We start from the raw sequence: 24,784 nt of genomic DNA, 5'->3' as shown, positions 1-24,784 counted from the left end.
TGCGAGACGTCCAGCCCAAGCTATTGCTTCATCATAGCTGCTCCGAATCGTATTGATTGCGAGAGCTCGACTACAGCGAGAGTACCTTCCTCCCGAGCATCGACCGCAACTACGTCATCGTTTTGCAAATTTTGCATGCCGAATTACACGGATCGCGGCAGCGTTCGCCTATCAACGTCATGCTGGCTATCGCGCCAGCCTTTGACCCAATCGGGACTTCGTGACCCGTCGCTTCTCGACCGCTATCTGTATCGGCAAGACCGTGCCCAGTAGGCGAAGCCGCTGGATGACCGCTCTTCCGACGGTGAAATGCGACAAGCGGAACAATTGTAGCTTACGACTAGCCCGCTGTTGGCATGGTCATCTCCGAAAAGTTCGGTTAATCACGTCTGTGATCTCGGAGATGTGCGAATACTGATCTGAAGAAAAGCTCAATACTTGATATTCGATTTCGTACCCGGGGAGACCATCCCAAACTTCTCGATGGGTAGACCGCGACCAACGGATATTAGCGCTTTGTTGGGCTTGTAAGATGTTTTCTCCCAAACGTTCGAGTTGATGGCAGATCGCATCTTTGATTTGCTCCTCGCAACTAGGGTCGCTGGCCTTGACGATGTGAATGCCCCTAATCTGATCCGGTAAAGGCGCATCGTCATTCAACAGGACGGGAATGACGTAGATATCGTCGATTAGCTTTTCCTCAGCCTTATCCAGCGCGATCTTGATTTCTCGCTGGGCATAGCCGCGACGATCTACGGATTGATTTGAAATGAAGACAATGATGATAGCTGCCCTATTTAGGGCACGTTTGATTTCGAAGTCCCAGTTTTGGCCCGCCTTCAAACGACGGCAATCTATCCAAACGTCGTATCCTATCGAGACCAGGTAATCATAATATTTGACGACTCGATCTTTGTCGGGTGATGCATAGCTGACGAAAATCAAACGATTATCCGCCGATCGGCTTTGCTGGTGGAATTCAGAAATCGCGTCTCTCGGTCTCGACCCATTCCTTCCGTGCGCGACGAGAGTGGGATCGGCTCTGAGATTGTTGAGCGATTGCTCGACGGATGGGGCGCGCTGTGTAAGTGTTTCTTCGGCTTGAGACAAACTGCGCAACGCTCCCAACTCGACCGACGGGTCGAGTTCCATGAGAGTTTTGAGGATCGTGGCAACACCGAGTTGGGCGTCGACAAAGGTCGGATCAAATACATGATCGCGGACGAACTTGCCGCCTCTGGCCTCGGGCGGGCCGTAGAGGTTGGATCCCCCATAGAGATAGGGCGAGTTTATTCCCCTTGATTGATAGCCAAAGCCGTTGAGGCCCTCGAGACAATACAAAGTCCGAGCAATACTCCAATCAGTCGCGGCAGGGAAACCTTGCAGCGTAAGGGCATCGACGGCGCCATTCACGAATGCATCTTCGCCGGTGAATGGGCCCCGCCCTTTTGGAGCTATTGTTGTAGTCTTATCCAAAGCTTGGCCATTTCCGAGCTACGTTTTGAAGTTGCAGTAAGATTCTCTGTAATGGAAGAGCCCGACGAACCACCAAGGCACGCCGCTCTTGGATTCGATCTGTTGATAGATAACTTTTCCGTTCAAAAGCCGATTGGCTGCTGCAGTTGCCTGTTCCCTTCGCTCCATCCGAACAATCAAATTTGCCCAATTGTGCTCGTACCCTTCCTTTAACGATCGGAACGAAACCATCAGTCACTCCGCGAGAAAACGAATTAGTGAAATGGATCATCACCCACGCTGGGAAAACATCTGGCGCTCTGTCGATGTGCATTTGTCTACATGGGATATCGGCCATAAGCCGTCGGTGATGGATCTCGAGTTGGCGCAGTACCTTGAAGAGGTGCGCAGCAGGTTCCCCCCTCCAAAAATCAGGGCGAAGAACCCGTAGACTATACTCGCGGTTCGCCGACAGGTCCAACGGCGGGCCATCACGATCGGTCCAGCGCATATGTTCCACGTTGCTAGTAATAATATTTCCGGCCAGGATATCCGCTGGCTCATAGTGCGCTGCTGATGTCGGGGCTTCGCTGATAAACTCCTGAGCACAAGATGAGGACTCAGTGATGGCGTCTCAACCGCGCAAGGTGCTACTTTTCAGCGGCCACATGATCGACAGCCCGAGCCGCAAGAAGCCCCGTTTTCCGGCAGACAAGGAGCCGATTGCCGCCAAGGCGATCGGGGATGTGCTCGATCGGATCGCAGCGGGGCCCGGCGATCTCGCGATATGCGGCGGCGCGTGTGGCGGGGATTTGCTGTTCGCTGAGGCCGCGCTGGCCCGGAAATTGAATCTTGCGATCTATCTCCCGTTCGACGAAGAGAGGTTTCTGGCGGAATCCGTCAACTTTGCCGGTGCAGAGTGGCGCAAGCGTTATTTCGCCGCCAAGTCGCGGGCCTCGATGCACATCGCGACCGAGGAGCTTGGTCCGCTCAAGGACGACGAAAGTCCGTTCGAACGCAACAATCAGTGGATGCTGCAGGTAGCCGAGGGTCACGGCGCCGGGAAGGTCGATTTCATCTGCTTGTGGAATGGCGTCGGTGGTGACGGCCCCGGCGGGACCCAGCACCTGATGCAGGAGGTGCAAAACAAGAGTGGCCGCATCCATTGGCTGGACACGCGGCAGTTATGGCCTGAGGCGGAATAGTTAACCCGTCAGCTTTGCTTTCGTGAGCCCTACTGCACGAAACGTTGGAACGGCGCCATGTCGACGAACTTCGCGGCATATTCCTTCCCGACCGACTGCATCTCCTTGATGTACTCAATTTGGTCCAGCGCCTGGACGTGATCAGGATTGACTTGGTTCAGCCCTAGCGCGTCGAGGCCCTCCCGGCTCACATCGGGATTGTAGCGGGCATAAAGGAACTGGCGGCCGCAATCCTCGGTGAGCGGAATGACATCTCCGGTCAGCGGATCGGGTCGCCGGGGAATCATATCGCCGATCTCCCGGTCGAGGACATCGCCGAACACGCAGCGGCCGACGGTACGGCAATTGATGTCCTGGTCGATCGCAGCACCTCCCATCAATACGCCGGGGAGATGCGCGGCGTTGACCGGCGCCAATTGTCCGCTTGCGTTGAGGTTGCGGCTGACCGCCGCAGCCGCACCCGTGCCGACCGAAATCAGCATCATCTTCGTCTCGCCCGTGGGCCAGTTCAGCCGGTACTGCGGCAATGTCGCCATCCGGAACAGCTGGAATGCCGGGTCATTATATGGCGTGACACCGCCGTCAACGAAGAAAAAGGTTTTTGCCGGGTCGCTATCATCCCAGGCCAGTATTTCCGGCGGGAAATAGACCGGTGCAGCCGTACTCGCCCGCACCAGCTGCCATAGGGGAATTTGCAGGTTGCAATCTGGGCGCCCGCGGTCGTTGTACTTGGCAAAGGGATTATTGGAGATCGGCCACGGAGAATCCGTCGTTGCATTCCGCGTGACGACCAGCAGCAGCGAACGCAGGTCTTCGGCGCCGAGCTTGCGATCCCCGAACACTTCGTTCAGTTTTTTCCGCAGCGGGTCGGCCTGATAGAAACTGCGCAGCCGGCCGATCAACCATGTCTTTTCGAACATCATAGGCCCGGTCTCGACGTAGAAATCGACCAGTTCCTGGACTGATTTTCCGATCGCGAGGCCGGCCGCGATGATGGCCCCGGTGCTGGTGCCTCCGATATAGTCGAAGAAATCCCCAAGGCGGAATGAAGCACCTTTGCCGGTGGCCGCCGCCAGGTCCTCCTCGATCTTGCGCAAGATTTCGAGCGACATCACGCCACGGATGCCGCCGCCGTCGAGCGCCAGCAGCCGGCGCGGGCGTTCGGTGGCGAATTTTTCCTGCCAGTTGTTGAGATGGGGCATGTGTCACCTCGATTGCTGTCGCGTTTCGATCTCGTCAGGCAACCAACAGGGCGCCCAGTTTCTTCAACTGCTCGTTTAGGCTGTCTTCCATCCAACCCGCCTTATCAAGCCTCTCGCGTTCTTTGGCAAAGATCTGGGCTTTGAGAAGGTCCGCTTCGTCCTTCCGACCCAACCCGAACAGGGCTTCAACCTTTGTTGCTTGAATCCAAAATGGATCGTCGCTCCCCAGTCCAGGATTAGCGTACAAAGGCTTCTCCTTGTCTGTGACCGATTCTATCTGCAACAGCTGGTCGCAAATAACCAGAACATCCGCCCGAATGCGCCGGGCGAGAACCCGGTCCGCCAGAGCTTCATCGCCGGCCCTGTGAAACGCGCGAACATTGAGCATGAATGCGTAGTTGATGCCGTTGTAATAGTCGTTTTTGATGTAGTAGCCTCTGGCATAAGCCCGAACCGCTTCATCGAGGTCTTGGGGATTCGCGATCTCTTCCCACAGCCTTTTGTGGATGGCGCCCCACAGTCCTACAGTTTCGGCATCACTCGACGTCTGCGGCGCGAGTGCGGCCAGAATATTCTTGGCATTTACAAGCGATGTCTTCTTGTCCGGCTGTTGGAACTTGTACGTTGCGAGTGCGAGTTGCTGGACGATGTAGGGATCGTCTGGCTGCATCTTCCTCAAACGTTTCAGAAGGGCCAGTGGCGCGGCCCAGTCCTCGGTCGACTTGATGCTGTCCTTCTCGGCGCGGAAGCTCGCGAGCAATTCGGCGAAGCTGTTCTGGTCGATCCGCTCGGGCGTAGGTGCGGCGGCGGCCACTGCCGCCTTGGTAAGGCTTGCAGGCTGCAGTGAGGGGATGAAAACAAAGACCGGGCTATCGGGCTCGGAATCGTCCATTAGCGCAACGATCTTCTCCTTCAGCTCCCGCGTGACCTTCTTCGCTTCACTGGCGCCGATATCCTTCCCGAGGTGTTCGTATCTCATAATGCTGAGATGACTGAGATCGAATGGGAAGCTGAAATTCTTCTCCGCGAGCACGATGGTCCGGTACGGCCGAAGCGCGTGACGAACACCGAGCTCGTAGGCCGCGTTGACGTTCGCCGTGGAGAGGTCTGCAACGACCAGATCCGCCGCGAGCAGATTATCGTACATCGGCTTGTCGATGACGGTGGAATGAATGATCTCGTCGGCGCGAATGCAGGTGAGGCCGGCATCTTCCACTGCTGGCTTGATGATATTTTCGTAAGTTTTATCTAGGTTCAAAACACGTTGAGGATTCGACTGGAAATCGGTCTTCTCGCCAAAGCCCATAATCACAAAACAGCTACCACCCATAGTATCCTCCGGCCGGCTGACGAGCCGCAGCGTGGAGACGTTGGCAATAAATCGTTGCTTCTGAAATAATCACATGTCTAAACCAGAACGGGTGCGTTTGCAAGATAGAAGCCGGAAGTTTTGCAGTTCGTCGTTGACGATCGGGTTGCAATTCGCGTTAGCAGTCGGTCGCTGCCTTGGCCGACTTCGAGGTTCTTCAGGCCCAGATATCCTTCCAGCGGCCAGCATGCAGTGCACCAAGCCGTCGGCCGACTGTGGCCACCGGTCGGATTTCAAAACCGCCCAAAGCTAGGTACTAATGGTCCCAGGTAATTCCGCGGTCATCCATTGCCACGGAGCCAGAGATATTGTGCCCGTTTTCGTTGCCCTCTTCCGTCCAGCAGCGTCGTTCGGCTTCGGACTTTCTTTTTGCCAGCACGGCGCCGTAGTCACGAGGAAACTCCAGGGATTCTCGAGAGAAGGGTGATTCCTATGAGCACTTCCCAGCAGCCGAGAAAGCGCGACGTTTTCATCGTGTTCTCGAAAAGCCAACCCATCGAAGCGAAGTTCGCGTTAGCCGTGAAGCACGGTCTTGAGGAGCTGGGGCGCTTCGCGCATGAGTATGAAGACTGGAGCTGGGTGGAGCGGGCAATTGCCCCGGACGGGCGCGCTCCCGAGGTCGATCAGGCCGTGCTTCGCGTGATGCTGAACGCGTGCTCGGCCGTTTTGGTGATCCCGCCGCGTGATGGCCGGCCGAGCGAGGGAGCCGCCATCGAGCTCCAGATGCTTGCGAGCCTTCAGCTTCCGGTGGTGCTGCTGCGTTGGGCTCTGACGTACGAGGAAGACGAGCCTGGCGGTCTGAACGTGATCTGTCGCTACCAAATCCACGGCACAGACCCCAATGATAGCTGGATCACCAGCGCGGGAGAGTCGATCGCCGAGCTGCTCTGGCTTGCGTGCAACATCGCCGAGTTGCGGAACCGGCATGACCCGATCGGAAGCATGGTGCTCGATGCCTTGCCGGCTTTCGGCCACGAACCGCTAACCTCCTTCAAGCTGCGCGACGGGCTCGTCAACGAGGATGACTACATGCGCGAGCCCAATCTCGATGCGCTTGCGGACAAGGTGACCGCCAGCGCGACACGCGAACAGCTGCGTGTGTTGATCGAGGACTGGTGGGCCGAAGCCGAGCCTGCGCTGCGGAGCCTGCAGGACGACGGACACGGCCCGGTCCGCCGCCCGTGCCGCGCCCTGCTCGAGGCCATGCAACTTATCGTCGAGCGCTCACGACGACTATCCCCCGCGATCGAGTCCTTGAGCACCGACGCGTTGTTGCGTCGCGGCACCATGCTCGCGCGCTTCAACGAGACCGATGAGGCGGTGGCGCTGTTGACCAAGGCGATCGCGCAAGGCGGTGATCTCATGGATCGCCTCCACGCGGCGCGCGCGTTAGCGCACGACGCGGGAGGTGACCTCGATTCGGCAGTGGCCGATATGGATGAAGCGGTCAGATTGGCGCCAGACAAGGCGTATGAGGTCGTGCATCGATTCACACGGGCGGTGCTTCAGGCCAAGCGGGGCACATCGGAGGCCCTTCGGGGCGCAATCGACGACTACACGCACATCCTCGACTCCCAGCCGGATGTCAACCTGCGACTGAGCGCGCTTAACTATCGCGCGCTCCATTTTACGAGCGTTGGAGAAGTGGCGGCGGCGATCGCAGACTGGACGCAGGTTATCGAGCGGCAAGCGGATCATCCGCGCGCGGCGGCACAAGCCCGATTCAATCGCGGTGTGCAGTATGAAAAGCTCGGCAAGCTCGAGGATGCTCGCAACGATTTCACGGCCGTGCTTGCCTGGGCTGATGTATCGAGCTCGCAGCGCTTCCGCGCCCTAGAGGGACGCGCGCGCGTGCTCGAACGTCTTGGGGCGCCAGCGGAAGCCGCGGACAACATCGAAGCGATTCTGGCAATGAATATGGCGGACCCGGAGTGGCGTCCAGAGCTGCAGGCGAAGGTGCGCGTCTTGCGAGGCGAAGCCGGACAGCATTGACGTGGCCGCGATTCGGAAGGGTGTCCGCAGCGTCGAAGCGACCCATCGCCCGTTTGCTCAAGTGCTGGACGTTTTGGTTAAAACCCTCCGCAACCGGGAGCAACGCCGCTGGCGACCAACCGACCCCTGGCTCGTCCTGCTCGCCCCGTTGCAGCTGTAGGATCAGCTATTTGCATTCCTTTCGGGTCTCGTTCGCCTCCGGCAAAAAAGCAAGAAAGTGAGAGATACTTCACAAACAGCCCTCTGAACTAGCTTGTAGGCTATTTGAGAAGGTGGCTGGACCACCACATGCTTTACGGCAGTTCTCGTTACCTTTGAAGGGATGGGTTGAGGGACGACAGAATTATTTCAAGATGATCGCCGCTGTACCGATTGAAAGTGCGCGAAGGCTGGGTGTCTCCCGCGCATAGGAGGGGCGCAATGCAATATGATGCAAATACGACTGTAACATTGTCGGACCGCTATCAACCACGCATCGGCTTGCGTGCGGGTACACCGGCGATCGCCGGTAATCATTTTGGCAGCCCCCGACGGTCATGGCGAAGTATCTCGATTTCAATTTGTCGCACTGGCTGCGGAAGCTATTCGCTCTTCTGCTCAGGATGACGTCCACCTCGATTCCAAACAAGGGGAAACGGCGCCGAGCCTCCCCGAAAGGCGATAGTACGCGGCAGCGATCTGCCCCGTCCGGACTAGAACAAGCAGGTGCCAACATGCCAACCTTTCCCTCGTTGTCCAAACAGGAATGGCCGCGCGAATGGATCTCGGGAGAGCTGGACAATTTCTACGGCGACCCGCGCGGAGCTGGTGGCCGAGCCAACTCGGCATGGGCCCAAGAAAACTTGACCAAGATCGTACCGCCCTGGGCGATGCGATCGGACGGCGGCGCTGTCTCCCAGATCACGGTACACAAGAAATGCAAGGACTCTCTGACCCGTATTCTCAATGCAATCTGGGAATCCGCCGGGCGGGATCCAGCGAAGATCAAGGCAGCACACCTAGACGAGTTCGACGGTTCTTATAATTTCCGCGTGAACGTCAATTCCCCGTCGCGATTGTCATTGCACGCTTATGGCGCGGCAATCGACCTCGCCGCCGCGGAGAACCCAAATGGCGCGCCCTGGCATGATAACGGTCGAATGCTGCCACGCTGGGCAATTGATGCATTTCTTGCGGAGGGTTGGTCTTGGGGAGGGGATTTCTCGGGAACGCCCGACCCCATGCACTTTCAGGCGACATTCAACCGACACGCCGATGCGCCGCTTGGACAACAACAGCCAGCTTCGATATCGAATTCCAGCGCACACTTAACCGCGAACACAAAATTCACTGTGACCGGAACAGTGTTTGGTGGCCCGCAAGACGACCAGCCGGTCGCGTACCCCGACGTCGGTCCCGACTGGGCCAAACATCCGGGCGTTGCACTGCCCTTCAAATTTCGCGGGCCGCGACCTAAAGTCACAGTATCGGCAAACGGCAAATCTGTCGTGTGTCCCATCGTGGATGTTGGTCCCTGGAACATTAACGACCCTTACTGGATGACCGCTGCGCGCCCGCAGGCCGAGGCCGGCACCGACATGTCGGGACGCCGGACGAACGGCGCCGGTATTGATCTCACGCCGGCGGCAGCGGCGGCGATCGGTCTCGACGGCAAAGGCCAAGTCGTCTGGTTCTTCGATACAACAGGAGCAGAACCAATGTCTGATGCATCCACTACCCATATTCCACAGTTGAATGTTCTCAATGAATTGCAGGCGATCAAAAACCAGCTCGATGGTCTAATTCACAAAAATGGGGCTGCCCTGCAGATCGACCAAATCATTAAGCAGGGCGGGAACGGTCAACTCACTCTCCCGAAAAACGTGGATCTCAGCCAGCTTGCTGACGTCAACAAGCAGCTGGAAGTATTCGTGCAACTCGCTACGAACATTTTGCCTGTCATCTCGATATTCGTGCCGCAGTTGAAAGTGTTGATCCCAGTACTGCCGGTGCTAACGGGACTTCTCAAGATGGGTGACGATATCGCGGGAGCAGGGAGTGATCCGACTAAGATTGCCGATGCCCTCGCGGCGCACTTGAAAGACGTGGCACAGCAGGTTCAGGCATCTAACTTCCGGGCCTGACTTAAGAACAAAAACCACCTGGTCCGAGTGTGAGAACTTCGGTCAGTCGAGCGGCGACGTCTTGGGGCGCTCGCCGCACGATCGGGTCGTGAAACGAGTCCAGAACTGGGAAACGCCCCATGGCTCGCATATTTATCTCTCATTCGAGCCGCGACGATGAGTCGGCCGCGCGGATGAAAGCCTGGCTCGCGAGCCAAGGGTTCGAGGCAACGTTTCTCGACTTCGACAAGACGGCCGGCATTGCGCCCGGAGCCGACTGGGAGAAGACGCTCTACCGGGAGGTCGAGCAGTCCCAGGCCGTCATCATCATTCAGACGCCGAACTGGCTGGCCTCAAAATGGTGTTTCGCCGAGTTCACGCAGGCGCGCGCGCTCGGCAAGGCGATCTTCCTTGTCATTGAGACACCGACTGGTGACGCTCAGATATCGCCCGACATCCAAGCGCTCAATCTGCTCAGCGATCGCGAGGGCGGGCTCGAACGGCTCTCGCGCGAGCTCGTGCGGATCGCGCTTGACGCCCAAGGCGGCTTCAAATGGGACGCCAATCGCCCGCCGTTTCCCGGTCTGCTCGCTTTCCAAGAAGAAGATGCTGCGATCTATTTCGGCCGCGATGACGACATCCGCCGCCTGATCGAGCGGCTCGACGCACGCCGGGCTCAGGGCGGCGCCAAGTTGATCGCGCTCCTCGGGTCGTCCGGATCCGGCAAATCCTCCCTGCTGCGGGCCGGCGTTGTTCCCCGGCTGAAACGCGCCGGCCGCAATTGGATTGTCACACCGCCGATGCGACCGCGATTGCATCCGGTCGACGAACTGGCAGTGGCGTTGGCCGGGGCGTCCGGCGCCGACTGGCGCAAGCTGAAGGACGATCTCTTGGGTCCCGACGCCGCGCGCTCGCTCGCTGACTTCGCTAACGACCTGCGCGTTAAAGGGGGCGCAAGCGAAGCGCAGATCCTGATCCCCATCGACCAGGCGGAGGAATTGTTCGGTGTCGCCGATCCGGACGAGGCACGGCGTTTTCTCGAAATTCTCAGCCAGGCGCTCTCCGAGAGCCTGCCGTTCATGGCGATCGCGGCCGTCAGGTCGGACTACCTGGGGCGCCTTCAGTCGGCGGCGCAGCTGACGGCACGGTTTGAGGAATTCTCGCTTGGACCGATGCCGTTGACACGCATCCCGCAGATCATCCAGGGGCCGGCGAAGGTGGCGGGCGTCAACGTCGAAGAGACCTTCGTTCAGCAGGCCGCTCGAGACGCAGCGACGGAGGACGCGCTTCCGCTTCTGGCCTTTGCGCTGCGCGAACTCTGGGACCGGTCGTCGAACAAGGTGCTCAGTCTTGACAGCTACAATGCGCTCGGCGACGAAAGGGCGGGGCTCACGCCGCTGGAAAACGCGGTGCGAAAGGCTGCCGACGCGGTGCTGGCCGAAGCGGAGCCGGCGGACGACGAGCTGGTGGCGCTGCGCGAGGCGTTCGTACCGGCGATGGTGCGCGTCAATGACCAGGGTGAATATGCCCGCCGTCCGGCACGGCTGGACGAGTTGCCGACCAAAGCTCAACCGTTGCTGGAGCGGCTCGCGAATGCGCGCCTCCTGATCGTACGTCAGGACGGCGAGGCGCGCGCGGTCGAAGTTGCGCACGAGGCGCTATTGCGCAAATGGCCGCTACTGAAATCCTGGTTGGATTCCGCTCGCGCGTTCCTGATCGGCAAGCAGCAGCTTGAGCAGGATTTGCGCGACTGGGACCAGGCGGCGAAGCCGGACAAGGCCACGGCTCTCCTGACTGGACTGAAGCTCAGTCGCGCGCGCAGGTGGTTGATCGAGTATCCGAACCAGCTGAGTGCGCAGGAGCGCGCGTTCATTCAGGCCAGCACAGCGCGCGCCGAAGCCGAGACCCTCCGCAAAGAAAGGACGCGGCGAATCATCACCTGGGGTTCGATCGCAGCTGCCTTGGTATTGGCCATCATCGCAGCCGGGGCAGTAATGCTATTCTTGCAAGCACGGGAATCGGAACAGCACGCGCAAACCAGTGCGACCGCTGCGCTTCATTCGGAGCAAGAGGCGAGGACTGCGCAAAAGACCGCCAAAGACAACGAGTCTCGGGTCGTGCAGGTCCAGTCTATCGCCCGTCATACCAGCGACCCCTCGTCTGCCCCCCAGCGCAGCCTGCTGCTCGCCGTGCATGCGGCGACGTTGCAGCCGAGCGACGGACGCGGCCTGATCGGCGCGATCGACGGGGTACGCCAGCAACTACGTGCCACAGGCATGCCCCTGGATGGTCACACGACGGATGTGGCGGTCGCGGCCTACTCGCCAGACCGGCGTTGGCTGGCCATCGGCACTGCCGATGGATCGGTCCGCCTGCACGACCTGACAGCGTCGGGTCCGCACTCCGCGGCCCACGATCTTGCTGGCCACCACGGCCCCGTTGCTGGCCTTGTGTTCGCCGGGGACGGCCGTCGTCTGGTCAGCGCCGGGAGCGACGGCACGTTGCGATTGTGGCAGATCGACGCCGCCTCGCCCGTCGCCGGCCCCGTTATCTCGGTGAAGGCAATGGGCGCGATCCGTGCGCTGGCCGCGAGCCCCGATGGGCAATGGGTCGCCTTCGGCACCGAATCGGGTCACCTGTGCCTCTGGCGCTGGCTGGCCGACGGGCCGGAGGAAACGCCATGTGATCCGGCTTGGCGGGACGAAGTGCCTGTCACCACGGTCATGTTCAGCCCTAAGGGCCGCTGGTTGGCCACCACCTGCACTGGCGCTTGCAAGGACAACTCTGTCGCACCGGTGCGGCTATGGGACCTGTCAGCGCAAGGCGCGGCGCGCGGACCGAAACTGCTCGTCCCCGAGACTAAGCTGGCTGAACCATCGCTCCTGGCCATCGCCTTCTCAGCGGACGACACCAGGTTGGCGGCGGCGTACGGATATGTCGCTGAGTTGTGGGATCTGACCCAGCCCGCCCCTCCAGCGAGCGTGGTCGGGACCTACGCAAGCGGCGGCGGCTGGATCACGACGCTCGACATTAGCGCCGACGGCCGGTGGCTCGCGCTTGGCAGCCTTGGTTCGACCGACGTGCGCCTGTGGCGTTTGGCGGGCGACCCGGACGAGCTACGTAATCCCATTATTCTCTCTGGCCATGGCGGGCCGGTAACGGTCGTCGGATTCGGCGGCCATGGACACTGGCTGGCCAGCGCGGCAGCCGACGGTAGCTTGTACCTCTGGGACTTGGTGCATCCCGGGCTGCGCGCAATGCCGCTGCGCGGGCACGACTTGTCGATTGCAGCGCTCCGCTTCTCACCTGGAGTCGACACCGGCTACTTGCTGAGTTGGGGAGAAGGCGAATCGGCACGCCTGTGGAGCCTGCCTGACCCGGGGCCGGAACCACTCGTGCTGCGGGCGCCGGTCGGCCCGGTTAGGGGCATGGCCGTGAGTGCGGACGGCCAATGGATCGCATCGTCCAGCGATAGTGACGATCGGCTCGTGCTGTGGTCGACGCAAAACCTGCGTGCGCCACCACACATGCTGGCAATGCCGGGGTTCGCGCGCTCGATCGCGTTCAGCCCCGACGGTCGCTGGATGGCCGCCAAAAGCCAGGACCAGGGGCGCATCAGCGTTTGGAGCTTGCGCGACCTCGCGAGGCCCCCGCTGGTGATGGTTCAAGAGGGATCAAGCGACGATCGCACCTTGCGTTTCAGCCCCGACAGCCACTGGCTCGTCAGCGGTACCTTTGCCGGTCAGCGGTCGAGTCTGGATCTGTGGGACGTCTCCGCCGACACGCCCTCGCTGACGCCACGGCACCACTGCCGACCGAGAAGTTCGGTTCGAGAGCTCGCGTTCAGCGGTGATGGCAAATTCTTGGCGACCGCTGCTCATGACACGGCTGCCTACCTCTGGAGTCTGGCGAGCGAGAACCCCTGCGCGACCCCGGTGCGGCTGCCGCATGACGACGTCGTCTACCAGATGTCGCTTAGCAGCGATGGGCGCTGGGCCGTCACCGCCAGCATAGATACGAAGGGACGGTTGTGGGAGTTGGCGCCCGAGGCGTCGCCGAAACTGGTCCGCGAGATCGACTTCAAGGACCGCGTGTTCCGCGCCGTGTTCAGCCCGGACGATCGATGGGCGGCCTTCGCGTCTTGGGACGGCAGCGCGGCCTTGCTTGACCTGCGCGCGCCAGCGACTTCCCCGGTAGTGCATCTCAAGGGGTATGCCGGAAGAATCTTGGCTGTCGGCTTCAGCCAGGATAGCCGATGGCTCGCCACCGCCGGGGAGGATCGGACGATCCGATTATGGCGTCCCGACGAGCCGGGCGTTGCGCCGGTTACCCTGCGCGGACATGAAGGTTCGGTGCCCCACATCGCATTCAGCCCGGAGGGACGCTGGCTCGTTTCCGGGGCGTACGACGGCACGGTGCGCCTTTGGCGGCTGCGCCTGGATGACCTAGTCCAGGTGGCTTGCGCGGCCGCAGGACGGACGTTGACGCAAGACGAGGTCGAATACTATCTCGGCGGCACGCCGGCTGCTCCTTGCACCACGCCGGGCCGATAGCTTGAGATGCCCGGCAATGTTGAACAAATTCATGATCGATGCATTCGCGTTGCTAAAATCATGCCGTTAGATGTAGGTTTCTCGTGCAACGGTCTTCGATTGAGCGACATTTTTGCGCATTTTATCCACTGCAGCTGAACTGAAAGTTCGATGCGGTGCCCTACTAAATTGGAGGTCCGATGGCATACGATGATGAATCTATCGGAGCGGCGCCCTGGAAGCCGGGGTATGGCGCCAGAGTGTTCAAATATGATGCCATCTTGAGCTACAGGCGCGCGGACGCGGATGCAGTTCATCGACTAGCTGAACTCCTGCATGGTTTAGGGCTCTCACTTTGGTGGGATGAGAATGGCGATGAGGATCTAAGCGATGGACAGCTTCTTGAGAGAATCGGCCATGCCCTTTTTCATGCGCGCTACATCGTTGTATGTCTGAGCACTAAGGCTGCTCTGTCGGAATGGATGACGGCAGAGTTTGCTACCGGATTGGCCGCTGAAACGGAGTGGAGTTACAAACGGGTATTGGTAGTGAAAATGGAGCCGGAGGTAACCGTCCCAGCCAACTTGGCAAGCTGCGTTGCTTTTGATCTTCAGAATCCTGCAGAGTTGGCCGAGTTTGTCAAAACAGGCAACCGGTTTGACTTCGAACCCGACGAAGTTAAAGCCGCGGTCTCACGCAAGTTCTTTGACTTCGACATTGCTGAAGTGATGAAGAGTGGAAATAAGAAACTCAGCAACGTAGATCTGCTCCTCGGGTTGCCCTGGCGTATTAGTACGCGTGATTCCGATGAGCCCTGTCAATCCTTGATGAGCATGAGATGCTCAGTTGATCGCATGGACCGGTCTGAATTGGAAGCAGTGCCTGGACTAAGCTCAATGCTATTGAGGGCGTGCTTCGAACCAGCGATGAGTAAAAACAACGACAACAGAGCAAATGCGATCGGCACTATGGCGCGACTAGCCGAATTAGGAGATCCGCAAGCCAGGGACCGTTTGATATTTTTTCTATCAACGGAGCGAGATGCTGGTGTAATCTCCATGGCATTTCGCTGGATCAGCGGGCACTATGGTAGGCTTGAAGGACACGCGCGATCTGTGGTGTTGCTTGCAATCGCGACCGCGTCAACTTTCGCCCATGGGCGGCTCGATGAGGTCTGCTTGTCCTCCCTACCAGAAGCCATCCAGTGTCGCGTGCGCACCGGTCGCGATTTGAACTCGGACTCTTTATCGCCGAGAGAGCGCCTTGCTCTCGCCTCTCGGTGCATCAAGGCGCTGCTCAAGCAAACTCCGACTGGAGCGAACAGTGTGTGGATCGCGAGAGAAGCCGAACGGGTGAGTAAGGCGGCGTTTGAGTTTTACAAGAGCGAGCCCCACCCAAGGGCGGCTCATCCCGAGCTGATTTCTCAAGCGCTTGACGTAATTGACGTAATCATAGAGCGGTCCCGGGAGAAAGAGGGGTATCCACTCTGCACCATAGATGCCGCATTTGATCAACTGATGACGCCATTAGCCATGTGCTATGCTGACGGGCAGTGTCCCGAGCATGCAGCAAGACTATTTGAGAGCGGGTGTGACTTGATTTCGGCGTATGGCAAAAGGGGTGAAAATACCGTCGCAGCTTTTCGGCGCTTGCTGTCAGACTTGAAGCAAGGGAGGACATTCAACGAAGCTTATGCCCGGTTGCCAGAATCCCTCTTTCAAGCATCGAAATTGGATTACGAGATCGCGAGACGAGCCGACTTCGAGCGTCTGCGGGCAGAAGGCATCTTCAAATAGATGCAGGTGCGGGGTTGCCTATTGCCCATGGTGAAGCATCCCCCATAGCCGATGAATCACGAGCGGAACGACTCCTGTGATCACCCCGGTTCCGGCGAAAAACCGCTGGGAATTGAGAGGAACATCGCCCTTAAGCTACTTTGAACGTCATAGTGAGCGCGCCGGCTTGATTGATAGCAGTCCAGCTGCCCGCACTCGATTCACGATCGGCATTCTCACCGCCTGGTCTTGCTCAAAGCAGACCGTCCAACAGGCCGAAGGTGGAGGCGGGCTTTGAAACCCATGCCCCCGTCCCATCGGACTCTCGCATCCTTGATAATTCATTCCTGCAAAGTTGATTTGACATAGTTGATGAGTGATCGAAATTTCTCCGCACTGCGACCTCAACTCATCTCACTCGTTATTTTCAGCTTCAGCGTCACGAGATCGGGATTTTCTGGAGCTAGTGCGATCGCTGCGTTGATATCGCTAAGGGCTTCGGAATAGCGCTTTAACTGAGCATATGCATTAGCCCGCGATGCCAGATATTTTGGTTCTAGAGGCTTAATCAAGATAGCCGTGTCAAACGACTTGATCGCTTCCTCGATGTAGCTGCGGCTGTCATCCGCTCCCGTAGCTGTCATGCAAATAATCCCCTTTATCCAATAGAACTCTGCATTATCGGGCTCGAGTCTGATCGCCTCCGCGATGTCAGTGAGTGCGTTTTCGTAAAGCCCGACCGTTACGTTGAAATTGGCGCGCCGGACTCGATACTCAGGCTTTGTGGGGTCGAATTGCAGCATATAGGCAAAGCTGGCCGCGGCTTTTGCTATGTCCTTCTGCCGATGTTGAAGAGTGCCAAGATCGAAGTACAATCTGGCGACGCGCGCGGCCAGCTCCTGATCATCCCCGACATGTAGCAGAAGTTCTCGACCGCGCGCGGTCAGCCTTTCCAATTCGTCCGTGGACTGCTGTGCCTTTGATGCATCGAGCAGAAACTCTTGACGGCGTTGACTTAGCTCTTCGCCCGAGAGCGTGTCATCGCGAGCTACGCCTGCAGCCGGCTTCGTGAGGACCGAGCTGGCAATGTCGAAAATCTTGCCGTCACCGGAGCCCATATACAATACCGGAATTCCCCACTCTACTCTCGATTTCTCTTGTATGAACTTACGAGCAAGCGTAACGGCCTCTTCAACAGGTCGGCCGCTTGCAAGAGCCGCGTAGAATCCCTCTGACATTGTAATGGCTGCGTTGTCGCTCATCCAAGATGGCGTGGCTACGACAGCGGGCAACCAGCCCGACCGTATTAACCCGATCGCAGGGTTGCCAAATCTTAAGCCACCATTGGTCCAGGTACTCTCGCGATGGTTAAGAACCACAAGCCGGAGGCTTCTGCGAGCCCCCTGCAGCATGAGCGCGAGATCAGATGCAAATTTCTTGACGGGCTTACCATCGTCGTCAGACATAACGATGAAGCTTTGTTCGTCGAAGTTGGCGGGGGTGCCGTCTTCACTGGAAACAGGTGCCTCGACTCCTGCGTGTCCGATGAAATGAAAGACGTGCCAGTCCCCCTCAAGCAGTTTCTTCATAAGGTCTTTCCCGGTGCCTCCGGGAAGCCATTGGAAATCAACGCGTCCTTCGCGCTGCAATCTGTCAAGGCCCTGGTTAACTCGATCTCTTTCCCTAGAAACATCAAGCTTCGGCCACTCGCTGGTTGCTGGGTCGGCTATCATGCCCAAAATGCGTAAGGGACCTTTGACCCCCATTCGTGCGACGGTGCCCTGAGTCTCGAAAGAGCGAACGACTGGTCGCGAAAGGCTCACGAAAGCCGGCATCTCCTCCTCGTCGTAAAGGTACTCCCAAGGCAGCCATTCCAACTCCCGACACTCAATTCGAAGTCTTATTCTTAGGGCAGCAAGACCTTTGCTTCTCGCGTAGATGTTCCGAATGGGTGCCGGATCGATAAAAATACTTCGGAAAATATCACGACCAAAATCTCTCAGCGCGCTTTCTCCGCGTTGCAACCGACCAGAGCGATTTTTGTCGCCGATCTCAAGAACAGCATATTCGAGCTCGCTGCGTAACTTCTCCAATGCCTGCGGTCCAGAAAACGCAAATCTCACCGGACATCTCGGCGTTCCGCCCGCCGGAGATCTGATGACTCTTGCATAATATTCGCGCCCGCCGTCGCCAACTGTGTTGGAGTTGGAGCCGCTGATCTCCAGCTCGAAATCTCGATTATCGACGCTGGCCGGCTCATCGATTTCGAAGGTCTCCGAACCGGGAGATGGGGAGTCCGGAGACGCCGAAGCACTGGCGGCCGCGACGACTGGAACGGCGACTTCGTACACGTTGCCCGACACCGTCGTCAGCTTCAGTGTCGGCCCGGTAAGGGGAAGCTCGAGAATCTGTTTCCCGGTGTGATCAAGCTGGTGAAGCTGGGGGCCCTGCGCCTGCCCATCGTCGACTTCGATGATGATCGGATCGGTCAACGGGATCGGAACGGGATGCGCGGGCTTCGCGGTGTCGCTGGGGGCGACGAGCGACAATACCAATCGGTCATCCCGGAGGCCAACGTGCAAGGTGCCGTCTTGACCGGCGTTGGCGATTGCCCAGTGCAGCTCGTCCTTTTGGATCCCCGCGGGAGGTTCGCCGGACTGCAGGACACGGGCGCCTCCCAGGCGGGAGCTCGCCGCGAAGCTTAAGACCCACGCCTCTGGTAGATTCTGGATTTCTTTGGGCGCCCGCGTCAGGAATCGCGAAGCCCAATGCGCGAGCTCCGGTTGACCGCCCTCGACGAGCGACGCGGTTGCCCTGCGCAGCAGCTGCTTCACGCGCTCGGAGGCGATCTCGCCACGGAGAATTCGCCACGTTATCTCCTCCTCGAGGAGGATCGCCTCGGGAAGACCTTTATGGCACTCCTTGAGTAGTTCGTAGGCCTCGTCGATCTTTCCAGTCCCGCGCAGCTCGATCTGGAGCTCATGGGCGAACCTGGGATGCAGGGTCATTGCCCGGGGACTGTGAGCCTGCACAAGCTCGCTGTGCCATAGCTCCAGTTCGACACCTGCATCCATGCCCCTGCACAGCTCAAGGCGCGCCCGACGCAGGAGAAACGGCTCGATGCGCGACGCAATCGAAACTGCCGCGGCGAGACGAACGACCTCCGGTGCTTCGACGTTCAACATACCGAGGACGCCCAGCTCTTTTGCGATCTCGTTCAAGTGGGCGCGCCCTTGAATGCGGTGGCTGCGCGAACCGAGCCGACAGACGTCGTCCGATCCCAATGCACCAGACGGAGGTGCCGTCGCAGGCTCCTCGGCCAATGGCGCGGGCCGTGTGGAACGAGAGCGACAGGGTGGGCCCCGGCGGAGCGCACTCGGCCTGCCCAGTCGGTCCAATCATCGAAAGAGTGCGTGCGCTCCATCGCACCAAGCCGGCCAAGGCCGAGATCTGTGATGACGAGCACGACAGTCCCGGACGCGGGCGGCACGTATCGGCGCCATGTACGGGGCGTGCCCGGACCGACACGATCGGGGAAGTTGGCAAAGCGCAACATCTGAATTCGATGGACACCGACTGTACGCAACAATGCATTGCGCAGGGTTCGCTGGTCATCACGCAGTGGTTCAAGTCGCGGTCCCCGGTCGACGAGAAGCTGCACACCGAAATGCGACGTGGGCCGCAAGCGCCGCGGAATCCTTGTGAGCGGCTCACCCCGAGCGACCTGCTCGGCTACCCGCTCCTCATCGAGCTCGCCTGTCTCGGCGAGGGCCAGGGCGATGGCGGTGATCAGGGACCGCTCCTGTCTGGGCGAAAACAGCGTAGGCACGCTCGGAGCAGGGCGGACCTCGTCGTATTCAGCGAGCCTCCTTCCGTCGGAGCTCCATTCCGGCCGCCTTACAAATGACCCGAGGTGCTTGATGGAGATCGCCCCGGTGGGAGCAAAGACAGGCTGCGGTGCAGCAGTCTGCGGCTTCGTCTCGAGCGGCGGCTTGTCGGTGTCGGGGAGCGGGCGAACGACCTCCCCTTTGCTCGGGACTTCGACTTTCCCGGGTTGCGGACCGGCTTCAGAGGCCGGCATTTCCAACGGCAGCCCGAGCAGGTCGAGAATCGCATTCCAGGTGGCTGCGCCTTGCGGAGACAAGGTCTTCTTGATCCGCGCAATATCTCCCAGCGATGTTCGATCGATGCTCATTCGTCCCGATCCTGAACCTCGACGATTTTTCGCATCGTGAATTGCGCGAGCTCGACGACGTCCGACGGATCGAGCGCCCGGCAAGCGTCCACCGCATCGAGGAATTCGGCCGTACTCGGCGGACGACGGTTTGTGCGAGCCATTTCGACTTCGAGCGTGTTGAACGCCGAGAGAATCTGGTCGAGCAGCTGTGATTCCGGCTTCAGGTCGGGGTGATGCTTCGCAGCTATGTCGCGCAGCTGCGAATCGGAAGGCCGCTTGAGCGAAAGCGTTACGCAGCGGCGAACGAACGCCTGCGGCAACTCTCTCTCACCATTCGTCGTGATGCACAGAAGACGCTTCTTCTGCGCACGGACCGGATGGTCATGTCCTTTCGGATGGAATTCGCCGCCGCCGATGGGGACAAGGAGGTCGTTCGGGACATCGGGCTCCGCCTTGTCGATTTCGTCGAGGAGCACCACAACGCCTCGAATACTCTCCAGTTCCGAAGTTCGCTGCTTTCCGGCGTTGCGACGGCTCGCATTGCAGGCGGACACCGGGTCGAATGTCCACCAGAGAACGCCCGGTTCCACATAGTAGGCTTCCTCGCGGACTGCGATCCCGGACGTACTGGCATCGCTCAACCTCTCAAGCGCATCGAACTTCCACAACAGATCGTTCGCCTGAGTTCTCGACGTGATCGTCTCCTCCTGGTATTCCCAGGCCAGGCACGAGGCGACATGGCGAGCAAGCGTGCTCTTACCTGCGCCTGGACGGCCACTGAGCAACAGCGGTCTTTGCGTCGCGAGCGCAACGTTCACTGCAAGCGCGATTTCCGGCAAGTGATATACGTACGGGATTGCGCTCTTGGGCCGTCCGTAGGGAGAAATCGCGCCGAGGCATCCGTACTCGGCCTCAACTGGTTTCTCCGGATCAAAGATCGGTCGGTACGTCAACGCGCTCGTTCGTTCACTTGCGGAGGCGGGCTTCATGGGCTTTCCTCACTGCTTCTATGGTCTTTTCGTAGTTGCTGCGAACCGTCTGCTCATGACCGATTTCCAGCAGTGGTTCGAGCAGGCTGACGTTTGCGACCGGATGGGGTCGCGACGGCATGGAGCCGGAGAGGAAAAGTAGCGTGATCGTCGGAAACCTCTCATGTACCTTCGAAACGACATCCGACAACGGCCGCGTGCAAGGAATCAGGACGAAAAAGGGCGTGCCGATGTCTTTCAGTTCTTCCAGGGCCTCTTCAAGCGTTTCGGCGTCGACCTTCTCCATCACGGCGTCGACGATCTCCTCGACGAGATGCATGAAGCCGAGGCCGGAGTCGGCGTTCGCGACTTCAGTCATGGTTGTGACGAGCATGCTCCCATAAGCAAGCCGCGCATACCATCGACCTATGTCAAGATGCTCGGCATTGATTTCGAATGCCTTCGGCCTCGTCAGGTCATGAGCCACGCATGGAATGCGGGCGGCGGCGTCGCTAGGTACGGCGAACGGTGCGAGCCGTTCGACGATGGCGACAGCATCCTTTTGCCTAATGTCATCTCTTGCCTCTGCGAGGGCGCGACCGACAGTCCGCAATTTCTTATCGGGCATTGCGGCGGCGACGGCCAATGCGCGAACCTCGGCGGATGCGGCTTGCACCCATGCAGGCAGCTCGATCCTCAGGAGGTTCGCCAACTTGGCGTCGGAGCCGAGCTTGCTGCTTGTCAGCTGCCTAGCGATATCGCTCAGCAATAAATCGCGCGGCGCGCTTCGGCGATAGACAAGCTTAAGTCGCTCCAGCGTCGCTCTCAGCGCCTCGATGAGCGCGTCGAGATCCTCGTCATCCCCAGCCTGATACTTGCCGAGGCCCAGATCCTTCATGTGGCTTTTTGTCTGGTCTGCCAGATCCTCGGGCTTGAGCCCGCCGACAAGCACCGATAGCAGCTCAAACGTATTTCCGCCCCACTTCTCGCTGTGGCGCTTGCGCTGAGCGAGAATTGTGCACTCCATCACTACGTACGGACGCTTGAGTGCTGCAAGACTCAGGAGGAGGATCGCGCCGTCGCAGGACTCTATTTCGGTTAACAGCTTGTCGTTCCAGTCGTCCCCCACCCCCAGTAGATCGCGATCCCAGACCAGCTGCACTTCGCCATCGCTCAAGTCATCCACAAGGCGCTGCACGACAACCGCTGACCGAGGGTCGTGCTTTGCACAGTGACTGACGAAAATTCGCATTCGGGTTTCCGCTCCCGGATCTTCGGCGGTACGCCCGGCCGATGTCCGAGCGGCAACACTTGCGCGGGCTTTCTAGCGGACAATGGGAAACTGCAACGCCCCATTCCCGCAAGTTGGACTGTAAAGCGGTGCTTCTTGGGCGGTCAATCGTCAGACCGGGGGGCAAATTGTGTCTCTATCCAAAAAAAGATCGGCCCCCGGGGGGGTATCCCTACCCCTGTACGGAGACCCAGCGACTCATGTGAGGCCCGCGACAGCTGGCTGGCCAGAGCCATCCAAAACAACACGCAAGGACTGGCTTGAGCCCGTATTTCGCCGCGCAGGCACATGCACCTAAACCGCCTTCAGCGAGGTACTGGTACTCGCCGCCCAGACCAACAGCGGCAACCACCATGACCGCTTTGATAAAGTGACGGCTTGTTTTGCCAAGCGAGTCGTCATGCCAAGACCAGGAGATCTTCGGCTCCAATCCAAACGCACTCAGCTCCCTGCATCTTTAGATTTCGGGCACATCGGCCTCCTGGCGGAAAAACCTCACGGCTCAGCCGCCCCGCCGGAGCTGTTGAGCGAAAAGATCTTGTATCCTGCAGGGCTGAATACCGAGTGCGGATCGCGGCCTTAATTACCCCTTCCAATCACCAAGAGATCAGGAGCGTACTATGCCAAGCACACCCAGCCCAGCCAACGCCAGCGCCATTTGCGGCAGGCAAGGTAGCGCAATAGTTTAATTTCTGTTGCCATCTATCTAAAGGTGAGCTTCCATGTGTTGCTGGCAACGCTTGTAGCCGCGACAGGCGCGTTTGCTTCTGCGACAGAGTTGCGGTCGGTCCGGTCCCGAACGGCAACTTTAGAGAGAGGCCAGCATTGTAGCAATTTCGCTGCAACTGCGGACTAATTCGCCGATCACTCGATGTCACTGGACTCGTTAATGTCTCAGCTAGGCTGATGATACTGGGACGGAGGGAGCGACCAAAATGAGCGATTTGAAGATTTTCATTAGTCACAAGATGCCAAAGGATGGCGGTGCCGCCTCCCTGATTGGACAATTCATCGCAGCCAATTCTGGCAGCAAGATCGAGATCATATTGGCAGAAACCTTCCCAAAAGGCGGGCGGCTGACTCCTGAAATAACCACAGCAATCCAGAGCGCTGACGTCTTCATTCTTCTCTACACGGGAGAGGACGAAGATTGGGGCTATTGCCTTCTGGAAGCTGGTCAATTTCAGGCAACCATTACAGACGCCAACAGACGGTCGATTGTCGTTCTTCACGATCCCGGCGTTGACGTTCCTAAACCGCTTACGGAATACATATCGGTACCGGTATCTGAGGATAACCTGTTCGAATTTCTGAGGCAGCTCTACGTAGACAGGCGTATATATCCAGGGATAGATCTGAAATTCCTGCGCGAAGCTGCGCAGCGAATCTCCTCTGCCTTTCATCAAACGGATGTTTTGGCGCTAAATTTTGATCTCGTTCCGAACTTCTCAATCGAGTTCGAAAATTCCGACAAGAATTGGGGCGCGTTGAAGAGCGAGCTGATCCCGGATCCGGCTTTGCTTCTGGGAAGCCAGAATTGGCAGACACTCTTTGGAAAGGACGCGGTGACCGGCGGCTGGAGGTGGCATGGCTTGTCCAAGGACTGGGTCGGGCGGTCCCTTTACGAGCCGGAACTCGCCAGAATGATAAGGACAGCACATATTCAAAAGGATGCGCCTCAAGGCTGCTTCATGCGACCTCATCAGTCCGACGAGCTCTATCGCCTGACCCTTCGTCGTTATGAGGAAGTGAACGATGCCTCGCGCTTGGTATTCTACTTCACGGCAGCTCCTATCGACCTCCCCATCTTCGGGATTCACGATACCGCGAACCCCGAGGAGCTAATGCTCTATAACTTGGTCAATGCCTGCTGGTATGCGCGGCGAAAATTGATTGATCAGCTGTACGTCGATCTGCTGAAGCACGTTTATGCGTCGGAGCAGGACCTTGTCGCTATCGTCGATATCGTTACGAGCATAAAGAACGAGCTTCGCAGCATCGAAATACAGGCGAGTATTCGAAAAATCTCCAAACCAATGGACGTTTCGATGGCCGTACCCACCGATGCAGAATTTTCGCTGTCCGGCCTGCTAAAGGATGAGGTGAGCTGGGACGAACTCAGCGCCAAGATATTTGAGTTTTCGAAGAAAGATCCGATGGACTTAATAGGAATAGCGAAAGCACTCTATGAAATGGCAAAAATGAATCAGAAATATTACCAGATAAGCGCCGCCAAATATGCCGAGGCTGCGCTGAAGCTGCAATTGCCGATTGCTCCGCCGGAAGTCGATGGCCCCAAGTGAGTGCCACGCCAACTAGCACGGCGAAAGCAGCCCGTAGTTATCGCGTACCGCCCGCCCCACTTGTGACTAAAGACCTAGGTTCTTGTATTGCTCGTCGCTGTAGCGCCGCGCACCTTTTGCTCTTGCTGCAGCGTCCATTCTTCTGAATTCGGAAGGCCAGTTGTCCAATGCCAACTTGATTGATTTCATTTTGAACGGAATATGGACCGCACATTCGTCTCTGATGATCGGAGGACAACGATCAGGATCCTGCGCGCGTTTCCCGTTCAGGTTATTTGCTATGATTGGAAGGCCTAGCTCTAACGCTAATCCGAATTTCACGCAGACCGAAGCCTTTCTCCTGAACGACACGAAGGCTCGGGCGCTACATACCGATGCCTATCACCGCAACCGCGTATTGAATTTTGAGACCC

14 protein-coding genes are annotated in these 24,784 nt (G+C 58.6%); 7 read left to right on the top strand and 7 right to left on the bottom strand.

From position 1 onward, the window contains the following. Nucleotides 1–360: 360 nt before the first annotated feature. The gene (locus X265_RS05205) at nucleotides 361–1,413 is read right to left on the bottom strand and encodes a TIR domain-containing protein (protein ID WP_128963925.1); all 1,053 of its coding nucleotides are present in this window, start codon (nucleotides 1,411–1,413) and stop codon (nucleotides 361–363) included. 325 nt (nucleotides 1,414–1,738) lie between these two features. On the opposite strand from X265_RS05205, the gene X265_RS42205 reads away from it, so the two are divergent. Both X265_RS42205 and X265_RS05195 read left to right on the top strand, forming a co-directional pair. Next, entirely contained in the window at nucleotides 1,739–1,906 is a 168-nt protein-coding gene (locus X265_RS42205) for a 4a-hydroxytetrahydrobiopterin dehydratase (protein WP_128963924.1), read from the top strand. 217 nt (nucleotides 1,907–2,123) lie between these two features. Further along, on the top strand, nucleotides 2,124–2,660 hold the full coding sequence (locus X265_RS05195; protein ID WP_244659264.1) for a hypothetical protein: 537 nt from the start codon (nucleotides 2,124–2,126) through the stop codon (nucleotides 2,658–2,660). A 29-nt stretch (nucleotides 2,661–2,689) separates the two neighbouring features. Here X265_RS05195 and X265_RS05190 read toward each other — a convergent pair whose 3' ends face one another. Then, nucleotides 2,690–3,862 carry a patatin-like phospholipase family protein gene (locus X265_RS05190; protein ID WP_128963922.1) on the bottom strand — a complete coding sequence of 391 codons (1,173 nt, stop codon included), beginning with the start codon at nucleotides 3,860–3,862 and terminating at the stop codon, nucleotides 2,690–2,692. Between the two features lie 34 nt (nucleotides 3,863–3,896). Then, nucleotides 3,897–5,192, bottom strand: coding sequence for a TRAFs-binding domain-containing protein (locus X265_RS05185; protein ID WP_128963921.1), 1,296 nt, complete (start codon nucleotides 5,190–5,192; stop codon nucleotides 3,897–3,899). 471 nt (nucleotides 5,193–5,663) lie between these two features. Here X265_RS05185 and X265_RS05180 point away from each other — a divergent pair, with 471 nt between their 5' ends. The 4 genes from X265_RS05180 to X265_RS05165 all read left to right on the top strand — a co-directional run bounded on the left by X265_RS05180 (nucleotide 5,664) and on the right by X265_RS05165 (nucleotide 15,653). After that, nucleotides 5,664–7,223, top strand: coding sequence for a tetratricopeptide repeat protein (locus tag X265_RS05180; RefSeq protein WP_128963920.1), 1,560 nt, complete (start codon nucleotides 5,664–5,666; stop codon nucleotides 7,221–7,223). Nucleotides 7,224–7,936: 713 nt separating this feature from the next. Beyond that, a complete protein-coding gene (locus X265_RS05175) occupies nucleotides 7,937–9,346 on the top strand; it encodes a M15 family metallopeptidase (RefSeq protein WP_164938434.1) in 1,410 nt (469 codons plus the stop codon). Nucleotides 9,347–9,465: 119 nt separating this feature from the next. Continuing rightward, the gene (locus X265_RS05170) at nucleotides 9,466–13,878 is read left to right on the top strand and encodes an nSTAND1 domain-containing NTPase (RefSeq protein WP_128963918.1); all 4,413 of its coding nucleotides are present in this window, start codon (nucleotides 9,466–9,468) and stop codon (nucleotides 13,876–13,878) included. Between the two features lie 179 nt (nucleotides 13,879–14,057). Then, nucleotides 14,058–15,653: a toll/interleukin-1 receptor domain-containing protein gene (locus tag X265_RS05165; RefSeq protein ID WP_128963917.1), complete on the top strand. Its 1,596-nt coding sequence runs from the start codon at nucleotides 14,058–14,060 to the stop codon at nucleotides 15,651–15,653. Between the two features lie 383 nt (nucleotides 15,654–16,036). On the opposite strand, the gene X265_RS05160 is transcribed toward X265_RS05165, so the two are convergent. Genes X265_RS05160 through X265_RS05145 form a run of 4 tightly spaced genes read right to left on the bottom strand, consistent with a single transcriptional unit; the run spans nucleotide 16,037 to nucleotide 22,029 of the window. Continuing rightward, the gene (locus X265_RS05160; RefSeq protein ID WP_128963916.1) at nucleotides 16,037–18,853 is read right to left on the bottom strand and encodes a CHAT domain-containing tetratricopeptide repeat protein; all 2,817 of its coding nucleotides are present in this window, start codon (nucleotides 18,851–18,853) and stop codon (nucleotides 16,037–16,039) included. Further along, nucleotides 18,850–19,827 (bottom strand): hypothetical protein, encoded by a 978-nt coding sequence (locus X265_RS05155; RefSeq protein WP_128963915.1) that lies wholly within the window; start codon nucleotides 19,825–19,827, stop codon nucleotides 18,850–18,852. The genes X265_RS05160 and X265_RS05155 overlap by 4 nt, the downstream gene beginning before the upstream one ends. Beyond that, nucleotides 19,824–20,798: an AAA family ATPase gene (locus tag X265_RS05150; protein WP_128963914.1), complete on the bottom strand. Its 975-nt coding sequence runs from the start codon at nucleotides 20,796–20,798 to the stop codon at nucleotides 19,824–19,826. Before X265_RS05150 ends, X265_RS05155 begins: the two co-directional genes overlap by 4 nt. After that, nucleotides 20,776–22,029, bottom strand: coding sequence for a TIR domain-containing protein (locus X265_RS05145; protein ID WP_128963913.1), 1,254 nt, complete (start codon nucleotides 22,027–22,029; stop codon nucleotides 20,776–20,778). The genes X265_RS05150 and X265_RS05145 overlap by 23 nt, the downstream gene beginning before the upstream one ends. Before the next feature lie 974 nt (nucleotides 22,030–23,003). Between X265_RS05145 and X265_RS05140 the strand changes: the two genes are divergently transcribed. Beyond that, a complete protein-coding gene (locus X265_RS05140) occupies nucleotides 23,004–24,371 on the top strand; it encodes a hypothetical protein (RefSeq protein WP_128963912.1) in 1,368 nt (455 codons plus the stop codon). Nucleotides 24,372–24,784 lie beyond the last annotated feature (413 nt).

It is taken from the genome of Bradyrhizobium guangdongense (assembly GCF_004114975.1).
GTDB lineage: Bacteria > Pseudomonadota > Alphaproteobacteria > Rhizobiales > Xanthobacteraceae > Bradyrhizobium > Bradyrhizobium guangdongense.
The sequence above is the reverse complement of the archived record's forward strand: the minus strand, read 5'-3'. Positions and strand labels throughout refer to the sequence as shown.

What these genes read in the sequence shown, in the direction of transcription:
- X265_RS05180 (WP_128963920.1), top strand. Translation starts at nt 5,664, where the DNA reads ATGAGCACTTCCCAGCAGCCGAGAAAGCGCGACGTTTTCATCGTGTTC.
- X265_RS05140 (WP_128963912.1), top strand. Translation starts at nt 23,004, where the DNA reads ATGAGCGATTTGAAGATTTTCATTAGTCACAAGATGCCAAAGGATGGC.
- X265_RS05175 (WP_164938434.1), top strand. Translation starts at nt 7,937, where the DNA reads ATGCCAACCTTTCCCTCGTTGTCCAAACAGGAATGGCCGCGCGAATGG.
- X265_RS05165 (WP_128963917.1), top strand. Translation starts at nt 14,058, where the DNA reads ATGGCATACGATGATGAATCTATCGGAGCGGCGCCCTGGAAGCCGGGG.
- X265_RS05145 (WP_128963913.1), bottom strand. Translation starts at nt 22,029, where the DNA reads ATGCGAATTTTCGTCAGTCACTGTGCAAAGCACGACCCTCGGTCAGCG.
- X265_RS05195 (WP_244659264.1), top strand. Translation starts at nt 2,124, where the DNA reads ATGATCGACAGCCCGAGCCGCAAGAAGCCCCGTTTTCCGGCAGACAAG.
- X265_RS05150 (WP_128963914.1), bottom strand. Translation starts at nt 20,798, where the DNA reads ATGAAGCCCGCCTCCGCAAGTGAACGAACGAGCGCGTTGACGTACCGA.
- X265_RS05170 (WP_128963918.1), top strand. Translation starts at nt 9,466, where the DNA reads ATGGCTCGCATATTTATCTCTCATTCGAGCCGCGACGATGAGTCGGCC.
- X265_RS05185 (WP_128963921.1), bottom strand. Translation starts at nt 5,192, where the DNA reads ATGGGTGGTAGCTGTTTTGTGATTATGGGCTTTGGCGAGAAGACCGAT.
- X265_RS05190 (WP_128963922.1), bottom strand. Translation starts at nt 3,862, where the DNA reads ATGCCCCATCTCAACAACTGGCAGGAAAAATTCGCCACCGAACGCCCG.
- X265_RS42205 (WP_128963924.1), top strand. Translation starts at nt 1,739, where the DNA reads ATGGATCATCACCCACGCTGGGAAAACATCTGGCGCTCTGTCGATGTG.
- X265_RS05155 (WP_128963915.1), bottom strand. Translation starts at nt 19,827, where the DNA reads ATGAGCATCGATCGAACATCGCTGGGAGATATTGCGCGGATCAAGAAG.